An 18392-nucleotide genomic window follows, 5' to 3' on the forward strand; every position below is an offset into this window, starting at 1 on the left:
AATCTGATATCTTTCTGTCTCGGTCAGTTGTGTATAGGCCATAGCGCATTCTCCTGTGGCGGGAAAGATGCCTACTATAGCAACTGACCGCCTTTCTGAAAAATTGCGCTTATTAGTCGAATCCGCCATTGTTTTTTATATAAAAAGCGGTATAATACCGCTTTAATTTAATATTCTATTTTTTTTGTGATGAAATTACCCAAGTGTTTCTAACTTACACCAGCGGCCAATTTAATATTACTACGCAGTCATTGTAATTATTCTTGGTACCATTTTCAGCGCCAATAATAACTGAACCGGGTTTTCCATCAAGGGTATTATAGGCATAACGGAGCTTGCAAGGTTTGTTATCTCCTTCAATCTCAATACAGATTTTGCCTGTCCCGGATGTATAGGCTTTAGTCGCCATTAGATTATCTGTTCCTTTGCCGGTTAATGTATCTACCAGAAGATTGTCAATATAGACTTTTACCGTCTGCCGATGAATATCGGTATTAGAATAGGCTGTCAGGCCAAATCGAATACTTTGAGGTAATTGGAAGCAGTGTTTACCGGTGTCATTGGTGCCACATGTTCCGCCACAACTTCCACTATTATTTCGGTCACTGCCTAATAAATCGATGTCAATCAATACTGCTGCTTGAGCTGTTTTGAAGGCTCCTCCGGTATAATTAGTAACAGGAGCTGGTTCATATACAGTATTTGATGGTGGATTAAATACCATATAATGATTATCTTTGAAGAGAGCAATCGCAGAATTTATTCTCCATGCAGCAGCATCCAGGTTTTTACTAAATTCTGGGTATTTCTTTGTTACTTCCCATCGGTCTGAGATAGATTTTCGCTTAATCGTATGTGAGTTTACGACATAATCAATGCAATCACTGCCTTTAAAGAAACAAACGCTATTTGTCGTTAATTCTATGGCTGCATCTATGCCATTTTCGAATTCGGTTCCTTTCAATCCGGGCCACCCCTCGGCAATAGATTTCGGTCCATCAGTTACCTTAGCTTTTGCGATATTGAATTTAACGTATTGCGAGCCTTTAAAAAAATATAAATAACCATTTAAATTAATCACGTCATCAAGATGTCTTTGAAACTCGATAGGGAGATCAGGCCAATCGTTACTGATAGGTTTAGGGTAGTTTGTATCTACTTTACGTAATGTGTCATTATATCTGCCGTTATCTGCATTAAGGAATAAATAAACATGTAGATTCATTAATATATATCCTTCATTGTTTTTAAGTTTGTGATTGATTTTGCATATTTGTTAAATTTTCTGTTCACAGATAAAATATAGCAATAATATTAAAACCATTTGGCGAAACAGAAAAATTTACACTGTGAAAACTAATGTAAAAGATAGATTGTGACAATGTTATATATTGATAAATTATTTATTGATTTAATAATGTTGTTTTTTTGCGAAAATATAAATATGTACTAAGAGATAAGAATTATATTGTGCAATTAAAGTGTAATGCGCTATTTTGTATTTTTATTTAATTTTTTTGTATTTTAATAATAATATATTAAATTAATTATATTTTTATATGAAAAGCGGCGTAATGCCGCTTTAATTTATTAATGATTTTTTATGGTGAAATTAATAAGGTATTTTAAACTAATTCACCAATGGCCAATTCAATACCACCACACTGTCGTTGTAATTATTATTGGCGTCATTTTCGGCGCCAATAGTGACTGTTCCCGGTTTTCCGTCAAGAGTATTATAAGAGTAACGGAGTTTGCAGGGTTTGCCATCCCCGATAATCTCGATACAGACTTTTCCTGTACCGGATGTATAAGCTTTAGTATCGGTTCCTTTGCCGGTGAATGTATCTACCAGAAGATCATCAATATAGACATTTACCGTTTGTTTATGGGCAGTTGTATTAGTATAAGCGATCAGACCAAATCGAATACTTTGAGGTAATTGGAAACAGTGTTTACCTGTGTCATTGGTGCCACATGTTCCGCTACAGTTTCCACTATTGCCACGGTCACTGCCTAATAAATCGGGATCAATTGATACTGCTGCTTGAATTTTGTTGAAGGGACCTCCGGTATAATGAGAAATAGGGGCAGGTCCATAATCAATAGCATCCGATTTTAGATTAAATCGGATATAATTACCTCCTTTGAAGAGGTCAATACGAGAATATATTCTCTGTACAGCAGCATCCAGATTGGCGCTGAATTCTTTGTATTTCTCTGTAATGTCCCATCTGGCTGAAATAGAATTAAGCTTAATCGTATGTGAATTCACAGCGTAATCGATACAATCACTACCTTTGAAGAAACAAACAATATTTGTTGTAAATTCTGTGGCTGCATCTATTCCATTTTCAAATTCGGTACCTTTCAGTCCGGGCCATCCCTCTGCAATAAATTTCGGTCCATCAATCACCTTAGCTTTTGCGATATCGAATTTAATGTATTGCGAGCCTTTAAAAAAATATAAATAACCATTTAAATTAATTACATCATCAATATGTCTTTGAAACTCGATAGGGAGATCAGGCCAATCATTACTGATAGGCTGAGGATAGGCAATATCTGATTTTTTTGATATTTCATTATATCTGGTGTTATCTGTATTAAGGAATAAATAAACATGTGAATTCATTAATATATACCCTTCATGGTTTTTAAATTTGTCATTAATTTTTCATTTGTTAAATTTACTGTTTATAGATGAAATATAGCAATAATGATATTAATACTATTTAGCGAGACAGAAAAATTTACGCGGTGAAAATTAATGTAAAAGATAGATGATGGCAATGTTATATGTTAATAGATTATTTATTGATTTAATTATGTTGTTTTTTTGAAAAAATATAAATATATGCTAAGAGATAAGTTTTATATTGTACAATTGAGAGGAAGAGCACTATTTTATATTTTTATTTAATTTGTTTTTGTGTTTTAATAATGGCGCATTGATAATGTTTTTATATAAAAAGCGGTATTATACCGCTTTAATTTAATAATCATTTTTTGTGGTGAAATTAACAAGATATTTTTAATTAATTCACCAGAGGCCAATTCAATACGACTACACTATCGTTGTAATTATTATTGGAATCATTTTCGGCACCAATAATGACTGAACCGGGTTTGCCATCAAGAGTATTATAGGAATAACGGAGTTTACAGGGTTTGCCATCCCCGATAATTTCAATACAGACTCTTCCTGTGCCGGATGTATAAGCTTTAGTCTCTGTTGCTTTGCCGGTTAATGTATCTACCAGAAGATCGTCAATATACACTTTTACCGTTTGTTGATGGATAGTTGTATTCGTATAAGCTATCAGACCAAATCGAATACTTTGAGGTAATTGGAAGCAATATTTACCGCCGTCACTGGTACCGCATTCTCCAGCACAATTGGAGGGTTTGGTTACTGGGAGGCAAGGATCTTTAACTTGTGTCATTTTCCACAGGCCGGTATAAGGTTTGCGGAGGTTATTCGCGGAAGTATATACATGACATACTGTTTCAGGGATTCCAACCCAACCATTAGTATCAAGAAAGCCTCTGGTTCCCCAACGGTTATATAGCGTAATACTTTCATCTTCTTTGATTTTTCCATCGATAGATGGCATGTCGGAATAAATAATCCACTCTAATGTTTCTGGGCGGATGTTTTTATTTGATGTGTGTATCGGGTATATTTCACCTTCTGGAACTTGTTGGTTTGAGGATTGATAATGCCCTAAATAGCCGCCATCACATTGATAAAGATTATGCAGTAAAATAGTATCATTGTTAATGACTTCACTGCCGACAGGTTTGCCTGTTCCTGATTCAATCCGCCAGAATGTTCCTGCCGCCGTGGTGGTTATCACAGAATGTTTTCCATCTGAAATACCACTTGCTCCATATACACTAAGATATCCGCCATCCCAGTTTCTGAAACTATTTAATATTTTTACGGTATCGCCATATTTAAGTATATTTGCCATAATTTCTCCGATAAATCGATTATTTATTTCTAACTGTTGATATATTATTTAATCTACGATATGCCTATCGTGGCATGTAGTAATTAAGTGGCATTATATCGCTTCGATTTATTGATAAATCTTTTATTCACACTAGCGGCCAATTCAACATTACTACACTGTCGTTGTAATTATTATTGATGCCACTTTCAGCACCGATAATCATTGAGCCTGGTTTTCCATCAAGAGTATTGTAGGAATAACGGAGTTTACTGGGTTTTCCATCCCCTATAATCTCGATACAAACTTTACCTGTACCTGATGTATAGGTTTTAACTCCAACGACATTATCTGTTCCTGTTTTGGTTAATGTATCTACCAGAAGGTCGTCGATATATACTTTGATTATTTGCTGGTGAATATTTGTATTCACATAAGCTGTCAAACCAAATCGAATACTTTGAGGTAACTGGAAGCAATATTTACCGGTGTCATTGGTTCCACATTCCCCGCCACAATTGGATGGCTTATTTGGCGCACAAGGGTCATTCACTTTTTCCATTCGCCACAGGCCAGTGTAGGGCAGACGAGGAGTTGAACCAGAGGTAAATATCTGGTATTTCGAATTTGGAAAGGTAGCGTCATTACAGGTATCAAGGAATCCCTTTTGATTATATAGATTAAAAAGAGCGAAAATACCTTCCTCTGTGATTTTTCCATCAGGAGAAACAGCTCGTTGATTGATAGTCCATAACATTGTTGTTTTGGAATAGATATTGATATCTGATGTATTAACCCGGTAGATTTCTGTCGGTGCTTCGTTACCTGCTTCGCCATAGCAGGTTAAGTAGCCGCCATCACATAAATAGAGGTTGCGAAGCAAGATAGTGTCATTGTTTATTATCTCACTGCCTATAGATTTTCCTGTGCCCGACTCTATTCGCCATATTCCTCCTGAATTAGCATAAGAAGGAATGGCAGTGACTACGTTATATTTTGCTCCAGTTCTTTTATCTTCTCCGTATACACTGAGATATCCACCATCCCAGTTTTGATAGCTATTCAACATTTTTACGGTATCGCCATATCTAATTATATTATCCATTATTTCTCCATGAAATTTGTTATGTGTTTCTGATCGTTGATATATCCCTTGAAATTGTTCTGAGCTCATCCTATTACTGCTCAATAATCCTTTACATTGGACCATTGTGGTAAGTCGGGGGGCACTTTTTGTGATTCTTAATCGGGATAGCAGTAGCGATAAACGCTTGCTGATTGAGTATCAATCCTAATGATTATTCGGTAAAGGCAGTGCCTTTGTTACTTACTTCTCACAATGAATTAGGCTGCTGAAATTGTTGTTGCTTGACTATTCTACTTTACCGCCAATCAGCTTCATCTCAAGCCTGATTACGTAGTGCATTCACTGGATGATACACGGTGCTTTTTTTTGCTCTGCATGTGATGTAAATTGCTTACCACGTCGATGAAATTTAAGCCAACAGGAATTAGGATTCATAATGTCGAAGTTAATTGGAAATAATCAGAGCGTTGGGACTAATCAGGTAGTTGGAACTAATAATATAGTTGTTATTGCGATGGTTGTTGCATTAGTTCAATTTATTAATGCATTAGAGTACATGATGGTAACTCCGCTTTTTGTTTATATGTCGAAAGATTTTCACATGCCGGTTACGATGGCGGGGGTGATTGCGGGTGTTTATGTTTTCTCCTCCGTATTTTCTGGCCTGACATCCTTTTTCTTTATTGATCGCTTTAATAAAAGAAAGGTTCTCATTTTAAACACACTGTTGCTCGGTTTGATTACGTTCCTGACGATTTTTTCTTCGGAACCCTACCAACTTATTCTGCTACGTATCATTGCCGGTCTGTTTGGTGGTGTAACATTGGGAGTAGGTATTGGGATTTTACTTAATAATTCCCCAGAAAGTATGCGGGGAAGGGTATTAGGCATTGCGTTTTCATCTTTTTCATTCGTTAGTATTTTAGGTATACCATTGTGCTTATATTTAGCCGAAAGCTTTAATTGGAAAGTCTCTTTTTTACTCATCGTTATTTTATGCATTGTGAGTGTGCCTCTGATCCTCTTCTTTATTCCTGGTGCAGAGAAAGTAAAAAATAGTCAGAAAAAAATTGTACTAACTAAAAAAATAACATTAGCCGGGATGGCGAGCGGCGTCAGTAATTTTAGTCCCTTCATGCTGATTCCGATACTTGCTCCGCTATTAATGAATGTATTTTATATCCCGGAAAATCAGGTTTCTCTGGTATTCTTTTGCGGTGGTATTGCTTCTTGGTTAGGCACTTATTTAACCGGAAAACTTTGTGATAGATATCCGCCTCAGAGAATTACCATCGCTGCGGCGACGTTATTTATTGTCAATATCTTTCTAGGATTGACGGGAAAAGTAAATGGATACGTTTTCTTCTCACTTTTTATGTTCGCGACTTATGTGCAGGTGATGGCGGCAAACGTACTTGCTTCTTATGCCTCGACGCCTGAAAATCGTGCAGGCTTTGGCGCCCTCCAGATGGCATTTTCCAATTTGGGCGCCGGTGTGGTGTTCTTCTTCTCCTCTATCTTTTTAGACGGTAAGGAGATTATTGCTGAGAATGTGCGGCCTATTTTCATCCTGACTATGGTTAGCGCCCTGATATTACCTATATATGTAATGAAATTAGCTCAGGTGATGAAAAACGGGACGAAAAATTTAATGAATAACGCTTAGCGTAACCGTTAAGGGAAAATAACGAGAGATATGTGATCTGGCCTTAATGGTAAAATAAAGATTTTGCGCTATATTTGAATTTAAGGCTAATCATTGATATAACAAGACAGGTGTGATTAATCATAATTAAATGTTGTTTGAAGTGAAATATCACTAGAGGAAATTAATATTATAAGGATAATTCTGGTCGACAGTGTGCGAAAGGATGAAGTTATTATAAATCCTATCATAATTATTATTTAACTTATTAATTGATATAGGTGAATAAAATGGAACGAGAATCAAATAACACTCAGAATAAACCAGTCATGAATATTATCGCGGGAGTGACAAATATTAAATCTATTTATAATAAAACGCCTTGTAAAGTTGTTATTGAACATGGATATGTTGCCAGGAGAAATTTTTCTGTGGACAAAATGTCTGAATGGCATGGCGATTTATGGGCGCCTTGGATCGGTGATAAATATGAACCTAATAAAGCAATTCATATCTATACTGAAAAGGGGGTGAGATCTGAATTCAGATTTAATATTTGGATATTTCAGGATTATTGGAATCCACCAAATGAAAATGCGGTTAAATATTCCATAAATAGGGAATTTACTTACGATGATGCATTAGAGATTCCGGGTAATAATCGAGGGGGTGGAAATAAAATCCTAACGTTGGAATTTAATGATCATAATATTAATTTGGAAATGATATAGCGTTATGGGTGAATATATCGGATAACGTTTTGTATCAATAGACAGTCGTTGAAATGACAGCATTTCTTCGCGTATTGTTCAGTATTTTTAATTACCCCATTGATGGTTCATTAGGTTGACTATCAAGTGGGTTTTTTATTTGGCCTAATTAGCTTATTGAAATACTGATACGCGCAGAAAACGCTTATCTCTCTAATAATTATCTTCAAAATATTTTTTTATTAAACTATTTCATTTATTGATTATTGTAGTAAAGAATCAATCTGCTTAACAGGGTGAATGATGTAAATCATTTGTCATGTATAGCATGTATGTTAATACGCGGGTTGATAGAGGTCTTTATATAATAATGTAATTAATAATCAATCTCATTTGAGAAATAAGATTAAATAAAGTCGTGAGACAAAAATAACAATTACACGATGTTTATTTCATATTTTTACTGATTATTACAATTTGTTACAATTTGTAACAAATTGAGAGTTAAAAATGGTAATAATTATAATTAGTTATGAAATGTCATTAAGAATTTTATGAATTTAACTTATTTTTGTTTAATTAATTCTTGTTTAACTTCTGTTGATGTTTGCTCTTTTATTATCTAGTAAGCTTAATTTTTTCTTTGTTGGATGTTTTCTACGGTAATTCTTTCATTAGAGTGAGTATAAGTTGAGGTTATTTTGCATTGGTTGAGTTTGTTAAGCAGTTCGTTAATTTAGGTGCCATTATTCATTCCCTCATATTTGGTGTTTTTCTAGTTATCGGATTCGTAACTATCTGATAAAGCGTGTTATTCCATAAAAATATCATGCCATAACATATGATGTTTTTATTTCTGTTTTTGGTCGTAAGGAGTCATCAATGACTGCAAGTTTTCAAAATGAAGTTCCTAAATCGCGTATTAATATTAAATTGGATCTACATACCGGCGGGGCTAGGAAAAAGGTTGAGCTACCGTTGAAATTACTGGTCATAGGTGATTACAGCAACGGACAGGAACAGCGCCCGCTTTCGGAACGGGAAAAGGTTGCTATCAATAAAAACAATTTTGACAGCGTATTAGCTGAGTTTAGCCCTGTGGTTAATTTGACAGTGGAGAATACCTTGGCCGGAGATGGGAGCGAAGAAAATATCGCTTTCACTTTTAGGCAAATAAAAGATTTTGAACCTGAACAAGTGGCTCGCCAAATTCCACAACTGCGGGCGTTGCTTTCTGCGCGTAATTTGTTGCGCGATCTGAAATCTAACCTGCTTGACAATGCCGCCTTTCGTCGAGAACTGGAACGTATTCTCCAGGATGAAATGTTGAGCGATGAACTGCGAGCTGAATTAGCCGCACTGACGCCGCAAGAAAGGTAATGGTCACATTGTTTTCACGAGATTTAAGTAAGGGTATTTGAATGACTGTACAAGAGCAGGCGACATCTTCTGTCGCGACGGCAAACCATCATGTCGGTGGGGTTTACCCGTCTTTGTTTGAGAAAATCAATTTACGTCCGGTGGAACGATTAAGTGATGTTGCATGCTTTCATAGCAGTGACGCATTGGCGGGTGTGACGGAAGATGAACGGGTGACAGTGGCTGTGAGCGTTCTTCTCGATCTGCTGAAAGACTCGGATCAAAAAGTTGAACAGTTGGATAAAACATTGCTGGATTATGAGATAGGCAAATTGGATCGCAAAATTGGCCGTCAACTGGATGTGGTGATACATCAGCCGGGATTTCAGCGCATAGAATCTGCCTGGCGAGGTTTAAAATTTTTGGTTGATCGGACAGATCTCGGTCAGAACGTCAAAATTGAAGTGTTGGATGTGGCCAAGGATGATTTGCGGCAAGATTTTGACGATGCGCCGGAAATTGTTCAGAGCGGTTTCTATCGTCATGCTTACATTCAGGAATATGACACACCGGGTGGCGAACCGATTGGCGCAGTGATTGCCGACTATGAATTTAGCGCCGAATCGCAGGATATTGCCTTATTGCGCAACATTGCCAAAATCGCGGCAGCGGCGCATATGCCATTCATTACTGCCGCTGCGCCAGCCTTTTTTGGCAAAAAGAACATGGATGAAGTGGCGGTGATGAAAGATATTGGTCACTATTTTGAGCGTGCAGAATACTCGAAATGGAGAGCTTTCCGCGACAGCGAAGATGCCCGTTATATTGGCCTCACCCTGCCAAGAGTGTTGGGACGTCTGCCATATGGTCCGAAGAGCGTGCCGGTGCGAACGTTTAATTATGCCGAAGAAGCAAGAGGGCCAGATCGCAGTAAGTATTTGTGGACCAATGCCGCTTTTGCTTTTGCCGCCAATATGGTCAGGAGTTTTGTCAAGAATGGCTGGTGTGTGCAGATCCGTGGTCCGCAATCCGGTGGCGCTATCGCCGATTTGCCGATCCATTTCTATGATTTGGGTACTGGCTATCGGGCGAAGATCCCATCAGAGGTGTTGATCCCGGAAACCCGTGAATTTGAATTTGCCAATTTAGGTTTTATTCCGCTCTCTTACTATAAAAATCGCGATTACGCCTGCTTCTTTTCGGCTCACTCCACCCAGAAGCCCGCAGTGTATGACACCGGGGAAGCCACGGCCAACAGTCGTATTAATGCGCGTTTGCCCTATATCTTCCTGCTATCGCGCATTGCTCATTACTTAAAACTGATCCAGCGGGAAAACATTGGCACCACTAAAGATCGGCGTCTGCTCGAAATTGAACTGAATAGCTGGATCAACACACTGGTGACGGAGATGAATGATCCGACTGATGACATGCAGGCATCTCATCCGCTGCGTGAAGCTCATGTGGTGGTTGAGGATATTGATGACAATCCGGGGTTCTTCCGCGTGAAACTGTATGCGGTGCCGCACTTTCAGGTGGAAGGGATTGACGTCAATTTATCTCTGGTTTCTCAGATGCCGAAAGCGAAATCGTAATTATTTATTGGGAGTTATGATGAAAATTCTACGTCCTCTCTGGATTGAAGACGCCTTTTTAGCCCCTCAACAGTTTCAGCAACAAGCGCGTTGGGAGGCATTGACCAACAACTGTATTGCACATCTGGGGCTGATTAATCCCTGGGGAGTGCTTGATATTCGGTTTGATCAGGAGGCACTGCGCTTAAACCGTCTGAAAGTTCAGCATCTCAAAGCCCGTTTACAGGATGGGACGCTGATTGATACCGATCATGCTGACAATCTGCCTGCGGCTTGTGATTTACAGCAGGCGGCGTCGGCGGATATGCGTGCTGTCGAGGTATTGCTGGCGTTACCGCTGGAGCATGCCAATGGCGGCAATTGCCGCCAGGGTAGTGAGAGCGTGGGGCCGGGACAACCGCCGCTACGTTATCAGCAAGAGTGGATTGAGATACAGGATAAGTACGGTGATGGGCGTGAATCCATTGCGGTTGAACGCCATGCAATTTCCCTGCGCTTTCAGCATGACCAGAATGAGGCTTATCTGACATGCCCGTTGGCGCGTTTGGTGCGTGACGGGCAAAGCGGTTGGATGCTGGATAACCGTTTTGTTCCGCCATTGCTCTCTTTTGCGGCTCATCCTCCGTTGCTGGAACAGCTTGATCTGTTGTTGACTCAGCTACGTGCTAAGCGCACCCGTCTGATGGGAATGCGCCGTGAAAGCCATCAACGCATGGCGGATTTTGCTGTCGCGGATGTATCGCTGTTCTGGCTGTTGAATGCGCTTAACAGCTATGAACCGGTGTTGAATAATTTTAAAGCCGCGCCTGCGCTGCATCCGGAAATCATCTACCGTGAACTGGTGAAGTTAGCGGGGGCATTGCTGACGTTTTCACTGGAGAGTGATCTCGATGCGATCCCTGATTATCAACACAACCAACTAAGTGACGTTTTCCCGCCGCTGATCCGGCTTATCAGCACATTACTTGAGGCGAGCCTGCCATCAAGGGTGATTTCCATTGAACTGGAAGTGGTGCGTGAAAATCAGTGGAGAGCATCACTGCATGACAGGCGATTGTGCGAAGAGGCCGATTTCTATCTCTCTGTGCGATCGTCAATGCCGGCTCACCTGCTACAAACCCAGTTTCCGCAACTGTGCAAAGTGGGGGCGCCTGATGATGTTGAGCGACTGATTAACTTGTCACTGAGCGGCATTCCTTTACATCCACTCAGCCATGTACCGGCGGCGATCCCGTTGCGGTTGGAAAACCAATATTTTGCTTTCGATCTGAATAATCCAATGGCGAAAGCCATGCTGGAGGCGGGAAGCTGCGCCTTCTATGTGCCCGGTACGTTATCGGGCGTTCAGTTAGAACTGTTTGCGGTGTTACGTACATGAACAAAGAAATTTCAATTGATGACCTGATGCTTGACATTGGGATGTTAGTCATTGCACTAAAAAGCGGTAATAAATCGCTGCACGGAGAGGCGTTATATCAAAAAGGGGTTGAGTTGGTAGACGCGGCACGGCAGCGATTAAGTACAAGTGGTATCAGCGAAGAGAACATGGCTCACATCATTTATGCCTTGTGTGCGTTGCTGGATGAAACCGTACTCAGACGTCCTGAGCGGGATAAAGGCTATGAAACCTGGTCGAAAACGCCGTTGCAGACACGATTTTGCAATAGCAACCATGCGGGAGAACGGTTGTTTGAACGCATACGTCATGTGTTGGATCAACCACAACCCTCGCTGTTGGTATTAGCGGGTTTCCAGCGCGTATTGGCATTGGGCTTTCAGGGCGGCGACCTGGAAAAGATCTCTCAGGAACGCCAGTTATTACTGGACGTACTGACTGATCGTGCCGGTGTGATGGTGGTGCAACCTTATCAGATGATACATCCCAATGCAGACAGTCATCAGGACCGATGTTGGCATGCACGCTCTCCGTGGGGTTGGGGATGCTTGGCCGTAGCCGGAGTAACTTTGGTGTGGTGCGGTCTGCGTCTCTACCTTCAACAATATTTGTCTGTTGGATAAGGCTAAGGAGAGCAAATTGAGTTGCGTACTAAAACGAGCGCTGTGGCTTTTAGCTGGTGTTCTGGCGGCGCTGTTATGTCTGTTTTTCTTGCCGCTAGGGAATGTGTCTGTTGCGTGGTGGTTGGCCGCGATCTTGATGGCGGTGGCGATTGCTTGGTGGCGGGTGGGACGTACCACATCTGGAATCTCCCATCAGGACAGTGTTTGCCGTTTGCTGGCGGCATTGCCTGCGGCCTCGTGGCGTCAGCCTGTGGTGCTAACTTGCGGAGATAACGTGGCGACGCTATTTGCGGAAGAGCCGGTACGCTGTACGCCACAGGGCTGTTTTATCTGTGTGCCGAGACAAAGTGAGATGAGCGCACTGGTAGAAGCGATTATTGCCGCCAGACCGGATTGGGGTAGGCAGATCAGCGTGCTATTAACACTCTTTCCTGAACAGCAACGAGATCACGCGGTGATGACGGCGAAGATCAGAGAATTTCGCTATCAGGTTGGCCGTGTTGCGCAACTGACCGCCTGCCATACACCGGTATTGATCGCCGGTTATCTTGATGGCGATATCAGCCCGTGGTTCGAGTTACAGGCAGACAGCCCGACAATGACGGTATGGGGAGAAAAACATGCCGCTGTTGGGATGAATATCTGGTTGACCGAAGGGGATGCACAGCAACGCGCCGCACGTTTACAACAAACGATTGCGGCGGCGGCATGGCAACGCTGGATGGTAGAAAACATCTTGCATGAATGTCGATCACAGGAGCTGGTCAGTCGGCCTTGTTTTCCCATCGCAATGGCGCTGACGTTTTTGCCCCAAACGCCGCAGGCAAACAACTTATGGACGAAATGGCTGATTGACCGTACTACTTTACCTCGCATTAGCCACAGCATAGCTGAGGCGGAGAATGTATCGCCATTTCCCGATGCCATGTTACGCCTGTTGCCACATTATGTTGGTCATACACCGCATCGACGAGCGGTTATCTGGGGCATCGGCTTGCTGAGCGGATTTGTCTGTCTGGCATTGGTTTCCAGCGCCTGGAACAACTGGCGCCTGTTACGCCAGATACGCAGTGATTTACAGCATTATCGAGTCATTGACGTGAAAGATAATGGCGCGAAAGTTCAGGCTTACCATCAACTCAAGCTTGATGCGACATTGCTGGAGAAATATCAACGTGATGGCGAGCCGGTGCGCTTAGGGTTAGGGCTTTATGTAGGCGATCGCCTTTATACGCCGTTGATGGATGTGATCAACCATGCGGCGTTACCGGTATCTCCGCCTCCTATGCCGAAGAGCGGCAAGCCGTTGCCGCAGACATTGAACCTGAGCAGCATGTCGCTGTTTGACGTTGGACAGTCACGTCTTAAGCCAGACGCGGCCAAAGTGCTGGTCAACGCATTGATCGACATTAAAGCTAAACCGGGCTGGATGGTGGTGATAACCGGTCATACTGACTCAACCGGTGATGCCGCAAAAAATCGCGTGCTATCACTGGCGCGGGCAGAAGCAGTACGAGATTGGATATTACAAACCAGTGACGTATCACCGGCTTGTCTGGTCGTAAAAGGTGAAGGCGCAACGCGGCCGATTGCTGCCAATACAACCGCTGCGGGGCGTGCTGTCAACCGTAGGGTTGAAATCAGTTTAATGCCGCCGAGCGTAGCCGCCTGCCAACGGCCGCAAAGAGAAACACGATCTTTGGGAGCACATTGAATTTCGCGATCAGAAAATCACTTGGGCTGATAAAGACGTCAGCACCATTCACTCTGATGTTTGGGAACACAATCAGACCAACGCGCTAACAGGCTGCCATGCGTGGGTATGGCGACTCTTTAAGCAACTCTTTTAATTCAGCGGATGAAGTGTTTGTTAAACGTAGAACTGGCTAGGGGAACCTCGCCAGATAGATAAATTTTTACCTGAGAATGGGGGCTTGTTGAATGCTGCCTAACCTCTTAATGACAACTGGAACTTTAATATGGATACCATATTTACTGCACTATTGTGCCGTTTAAACCCCTATTGCGCGCAGGCATTGGAAGCTGCCGCTGCATTTTGCCAGACACGGGCACATGCTGAAATCACGGTGGAACACTGGTTGCTCAAGCTGCTTGAAGGCGGCGAAGGCGATATTACAGTGATTGCTCGACGTTATGAGTGGGATATGGATGCGCTGTGGCAGTCGTTGCTGACGACGATTAACCGTTTGCCGCATAGCATCAATCAACGTCCGGGGTTATCAAGCGGCCTGTGTAGTTTGCTACAGGTTGCCTGGTGTGTGGCTTCGCTGGAAGAGGGTAATGAATCGATTCGCTCGGTGCATCTTTTGCAGGTACTGCGCGGTCAACCGGCTTGGTTGCATACCCATCATAGCTGGCCGTTACTCAACCTAAATGTGACGCAACTACAACGTTTGCGTCCATTGCTGGATCAACAATCGGACGAACGCCCGGAGATACAGGCAGCGGCGTCTCTGACGACAGGGAGATCAATCGCTGAAATTGAGGATAGCGACATCGATAAATATGTACTTAATCCTCAACCATTATCATCGGTTTTGCAGAACGTATTGGACAAATTCACGCTGGATATCACAGCCAGAGCCGCTGAGGGTGCCATTGATCCGGTATTTGGCCGTGACAGCGAAATCCGCCAGATGATCGACATCCTATCCCGTCGGCGTAAAAACAACCCGATTCTGGTGGGAGAACCGGGAGTAGGGAAGACCGCGCTGGTGGAAGGATTGGCACTGCGTATTGTTGAGGGCAATGTCCCCGACAGCCTAAAAACCGTCAGCGTGCGGATGCTGGATCTCGGCTTGTTGCAGGCAGGCGCGGGGGTAAAAGGCGAATTTGAGCAACGACTGAAAAACGTCATTGAAGCGGTACAACAGTCACCTACCCCCATTCTGCTATTTATTGATGAAGCGCACACGCTGATTGGTACCGGTAATCAGGCGGGGGGCGCTGATGCTGCTAACCTGCTAAAACCTGCGCTGGCGCGGGGAGAATTACGCACGATTGCTGCCACCACTTGGTCGGAATACAAACAGTATTTTGAACGGGATGCTGCACTGGAACGACGTTTCCAGACGATCAAAGTCGATGAACCGGACGACGAGACCGCTTGCCTGATGCTGCGTGGACTGAAAGCGCGTTATGCCCGTTATCATGGCGTACATATTCAGGAAGATGCGGTGAAAGCGGCTGTCACTTTATCTCGCCGTTACCTGACAGGGCGACAGCTGCCGGATAAAGCGGTAGATCTGCTGGATACCGCCAGTGCGCGAGTCAGGATGAACCTGGATACGGTACCGGAGGCATTGACTCAACTCCAGTCCCAATTGACTGCACTTGAGATAGAGCAACAGGCGATATTGGAAGATATCGCACTGGGGCAATGCCATCACTCAAACCGTTTGGCACAGATTGAAACGCAGCGTCATGAACTGTGTCGACAGCAACAACAGCAGGATAAACAGTATCAACAGGAAAAACAGCTCACGCAACAATTGCTCGATGCCCGGCAGGACATCAGCCGACAGGATGATATAGCTCTGTTGCAACAGCAACTGGCGACACTACAACAAGGACAGCCGTTACTATCATCGGATGTTGATGTGCGTTCTGTAGCAACAGTGATCGCTGATTGGACCGGCGTTCCACTAAGTAGCTTGTTGAAAGACGAACAGACCGGTTTGCTGCAATTGGAGCAGCATTTGGGGGCGCGGGTTATTGGTCAAGAGGCGGCGCTATGGGAAATCGCCCAACGCTTACGTGCCGCTAAAACCGGATTGACGCCGGAACAGGGGCCATTGGGCGTATTCCTGTTGGTTGGGCCGAGTGGCGTAGGGAAAACCGAAACCGCGCTGGCATTGGCGGATAACCTATTTGGTGGAGCGCGTTCGCTAATCACTATCAACCTATCGGAATATCAGGAACCGCATACGGTATCTCAGCTTAAAGGTTCACCACCCGGTTATGTCGGATATGGTCAGGGGGGGATCTTAACGGAAGCGGTACGTAAACGCCCGTATAGTGTGGTGCTGTTGGACGAAGTGGAAAAAGCCCATCGTGACGTCATTAACCTGTTCTATCAGGTATTTGATCGCGGCTTTATGCGCGATGGTGAAGGACGAGAAATCGATTTTCGCCATACGGTAATCTTAATGACCTCTAATTTGGGCAGTGATCAACTGATGGCGTTACTGGCACAACAACCTGACGCCCCGAACGCCGTATTGCATGAGCTGTTACATCCGATGCTTCGTGATCACTTCCAGCCGGCTCTGTTGGCTCGCTTTCAGACCGTGATTTACCGCCCGTTACAGGCTGATGCGCTCAGACGCATTGTTGAAATCAAACTGGAGCAAGTAACTCGCCGTCTTCATACCCACTATGGTTTGACTTGCTCGGTGGAAAGCAGCTTGTGCGACACCTTGGTGAATGCTTGTCTGTTGCCGGACAGTGGGGCACGCAATATCGACAGCCTGCTTAACCAGCAAATTTTACCGGTGCTATCACAGGCGCTGCTGGAACGTCTGGCCCATCACAATAAACCTGCTGGCGTGACGTTGGGGTTTGACGAAGAAGAGGGGATCACCCTTGCTTTTATTGATGTTGAACCGGTCGCTTCATTGGATATCGAGGAAAAATAGGTAATGGCTGAATGAATTTGTATGAAACTGCACATAGGGTACGGCCCTATATCTGATGGAATAAGAAGTTCAAACATAAGATAACTGGCATCTCGCCTTAATGAAAAGGTATTAAAGATATGAAAGTAAAAAATGTAACGATAAAAAAAGAGTGGAATTCATCGAATGACGAAGCAATGACGGGTACGTCCCCTCTTCCTGAAAAACACAATTGGTTGGCGCGTAAATGGAAATTGATGATTGTCTGCTTTATTCCTGCTTTTATCGTAGGCGCATTTATGATTGTCATGGGAGTAATGAAATCTTCGGAGCCATATAAAAAAGCTTTATCGCTGGCACAAAGTAATCCTGTTGTGAAAGATATTTTAGGCCAGCCAATTGAAGTGGGTTGGTTTGTCTCTGGCAGTGTTAACGAGAAAGAAGCGGAATTGGACATTCCTATAAAAGGAAATCGGTCTGGTGGTACGGTGCATGTTGATGCAAATAAGCATGCAGGACATTGGCGATATAAAAATATTACTGTTCAACCAGATTCAAGTGGGCGATTGATTGATCTACTGGCAATTGATAATCCCATGAAATAAAGATTATTTTCTTTGTGGTGTATTATTAAATACGCTCTTGAGCCGGTTTAATTGGAAAGTAATGATAATCATTCTTAAAAGAGAAAATTAAGCAACGTAGAGTCAATGGTATTTTATTCTGTGCCATAAAATATCGTTCTCTCTATGTGGTTTTTAGGTTATTGCACATGTCTTCTATAAAGGTAAGAGTATGATCTGGAATAACGCCGTCAGCGCAATTCAGTAGGAATTGGGTTCTCCTGTATTATGGCATTGGCTGGTTTCAGGCATGATTATTATCTGCATCGGTATGACTGGTTATGGTCTGGATAAATCAGAATGAGTCTATTATCAATGGAGTTATTCTCAATAATGAAATCTGTTCTCATTCGCATAATATAACTGAGAATTATTCTTTTTTACGTGTCGGTAACGTATTGATGATTAATGAATCTGAGTCATGGTAAGAATGGGATAATGCCGGTGTTGTATCTTTGTCTTTAATTAACATATTGAAAATAAAGTGAAAATATATTTTATTGTTAGGGGTGTGAGAAATGTAAATATCTGTATGATGAGTCGCTATCATATTGTTTTAATCAATGCGATCTTTTCATCTAAACAAATGACATTCTGTTTAGGTTTGGTTTAAATATAATGAACTTTGCCGTTTTCATTAAACATTTTGTGCTGTTTGATAAAAAAAGACTTGATTTTAATATGCACCCGCAGGGAGGATTGAATTATTCATTAACCGTGTGTGAAATTAATGAATCTATTAATTCGAAGGCTTATTACTG

The 18392-nt window shown here is 42.5% G+C and carries 13 protein-coding genes; 9 read left to right on the forward strand and 4 right to left on the reverse strand.

Going from position 1 to position 18392, the window contains the following annotated elements; translation table 11 throughout:
* Positions 1-214: 214 nt before the first annotated feature.
* The 4 genes from EAE90_RS22085 to EAE90_RS22100 all read right to left on the reverse strand — a co-directional run bounded on the left by EAE90_RS22085 (position 215) and on the right by EAE90_RS22100 (position 5061).
* A complete protein-coding gene (locus EAE90_RS22085; RefSeq protein ID WP_214055297.1) occupies positions 215-1225 on the reverse strand; it encodes a fucose-binding lectin II in 1011 nt (336 codons plus the stop codon).
* A 405-nt stretch (positions 1226-1630) separates the two neighbouring features.
* Positions 1631-2635: a fucose-binding lectin II gene (locus EAE90_RS22090; protein ID WP_214055298.1), complete on the reverse strand. Its 1005-nt coding sequence runs from the start codon at positions 2633-2635 to the stop codon at positions 1631-1633.
* A 403-nt stretch (positions 2636-3038) separates the two neighbouring features.
* Positions 3039-3977, reverse strand: coding sequence for a fucose-binding lectin II (locus EAE90_RS22095; RefSeq protein ID WP_214055299.1), 939 nt, complete (start codon positions 3975-3977; stop codon positions 3039-3041).
* Positions 3978-4104: 127 nt separating this feature from the next.
* Complete coding sequence (locus EAE90_RS22100; RefSeq protein ID WP_214055300.1) at positions 4105-5061, reverse strand: fucose-binding lectin II; 957 nt, start codon at positions 5059-5061, stop codon at positions 4105-4107.
* Between the two features lie 418 nt (positions 5062-5479).
* Between EAE90_RS22100 and EAE90_RS22105 the strand changes: the two genes are divergently transcribed.
* From EAE90_RS22105 to EAE90_RS22145, 9 genes are all read left to right on the forward strand, one after another.
* Positions 5480-6709, forward strand: a complete 1230-nt coding sequence (locus tag EAE90_RS22105; RefSeq protein WP_214055301.1) for an MFS transporter — start codon at positions 5480-5482, stop codon at positions 6707-6709.
* 308 nt (positions 6710-7017) lie between these two features.
* The gene (locus tag EAE90_RS22110) at positions 7018-7419 is read left to right on the forward strand and encodes a hypothetical protein (RefSeq protein WP_246551075.1); all 402 of its coding nucleotides are present in this window, start codon (positions 7018-7020) and stop codon (positions 7417-7419) included.
* Between the two features lie 861 nt (positions 7420-8280).
* Complete coding sequence (gene tssB / locus EAE90_RS22115; protein WP_214055303.1) at positions 8281-8778, forward strand: type VI secretion system contractile sheath small subunit; 498 nt, start codon at positions 8281-8283, stop codon at positions 8776-8778.
* A gap of 41 nt (positions 8779-8819) precedes the next feature.
* Positions 8820-10352, forward strand: coding sequence for a type VI secretion system contractile sheath large subunit (tssC, locus tag EAE90_RS22120; RefSeq protein ID WP_214055304.1), 1533 nt, complete (start codon positions 8820-8822; stop codon positions 10350-10352).
* A 19-nt stretch (positions 10353-10371) separates the two neighbouring features.
* Entirely contained in the window at positions 10372-11730 is a 1359-nt protein-coding gene (tssK, locus tag EAE90_RS22125) for a type VI secretion system baseplate subunit TssK (RefSeq protein ID WP_214055309.1), read from the forward strand.
* On the forward strand, positions 11727-12371 hold the full coding sequence (gene tssL, locus EAE90_RS22130) for a type VI secretion system protein TssL, short form (protein WP_214055305.1): 645 nt from the start codon (positions 11727-11729) through the stop codon (positions 12369-12371). The genes tssK and tssL overlap by 4 nt, the downstream gene beginning before the upstream one ends.
* Positions 12372-12387: 16 nt before the next feature.
* Positions 12388-14085, forward strand: coding sequence for an OmpA family protein (locus tag EAE90_RS22135; RefSeq protein WP_214055306.1), 1698 nt, complete (start codon positions 12388-12390; stop codon positions 14083-14085).
* Positions 14086-14350: 265 nt separating this feature from the next.
* Entirely contained in the window at positions 14351-17029 is a 2679-nt protein-coding gene (gene tssH, locus EAE90_RS22140) for a type VI secretion system ATPase TssH (RefSeq protein ID WP_214055307.1), read from the forward strand.
* Between the two features lie 119 nt (positions 17030-17148).
* Positions 17149-17613 (forward strand): cytochrome c oxidase assembly factor Coa1 family protein, encoded by a 465-nt coding sequence (locus EAE90_RS22145; RefSeq protein WP_214055308.1) that lies wholly within the window; start codon positions 17149-17151, stop codon positions 17611-17613.
* Positions 17614-18392 lie beyond the last annotated feature (779 nt).

The organism is Photorhabdus caribbeanensis (genome assembly GCF_018448885.1).
In the GTDB taxonomy this organism is placed as follows: domain Bacteria; phylum Pseudomonadota; class Gammaproteobacteria; order Enterobacterales; family Enterobacteriaceae; genus Photorhabdus; species Photorhabdus caribbeanensis.

Bases quoted from the DNA above. Each gene is read 5' to 3' on its own strand.
- tssK (WP_214055309.1), top strand. From the start codon at position 10,372: ATGAAAATTCTACGTCCTCTCTGGATTGAAGACGCCTTTTTAGCCCCT.
- EAE90_RS22090 (WP_214055298.1), bottom strand. From the start codon at position 2,635: ATGAATTCACATGTTTATTTATTCCTTAATACAGATAACACCAGATAT.
- tssC (WP_214055304.1), top strand. From the start codon at position 8,820: ATGACTGTACAAGAGCAGGCGACATCTTCTGTCGCGACGGCAAACCAT.
- EAE90_RS22095 (WP_214055299.1), bottom strand. From the start codon at position 3,977: ATGGCAAATATACTTAAATATGGCGATACCGTAAAAATATTAAATAGT.
- EAE90_RS22145 (WP_214055308.1), top strand. From the start codon at position 17,149: ATGAAAGTAAAAAATGTAACGATAAAAAAAGAGTGGAATTCATCGAAT.
- EAE90_RS22105 (WP_214055301.1), top strand. From the start codon at position 5,480: ATGTCGAAGTTAATTGGAAATAATCAGAGCGTTGGGACTAATCAGGTA.
- EAE90_RS22100 (WP_214055300.1), bottom strand. From the start codon at position 5,061: ATGGATAATATAATTAGATATGGCGATACCGTAAAAATGTTGAATAGC.
- tssH (WP_214055307.1), top strand. From the start codon at position 14,351: ATGGATACCATATTTACTGCACTATTGTGCCGTTTAAACCCCTATTGC.
- tssL (WP_214055305.1), top strand. From the start codon at position 11,727: ATGAACAAAGAAATTTCAATTGATGACCTGATGCTTGACATTGGGATG.
- tssB (WP_214055303.1), top strand. From the start codon at position 8,281: ATGACTGCAAGTTTTCAAAATGAAGTTCCTAAATCGCGTATTAATATT.
- EAE90_RS22110 (WP_246551075.1), top strand. From the start codon at position 7,018: ATGAATATTATCGCGGGAGTGACAAATATTAAATCTATTTATAATAAA.
- EAE90_RS22085 (WP_214055297.1), bottom strand. From the start codon at position 1,225: ATGAATCTACATGTTTATTTATTCCTTAATGCAGATAACGGCAGATAT.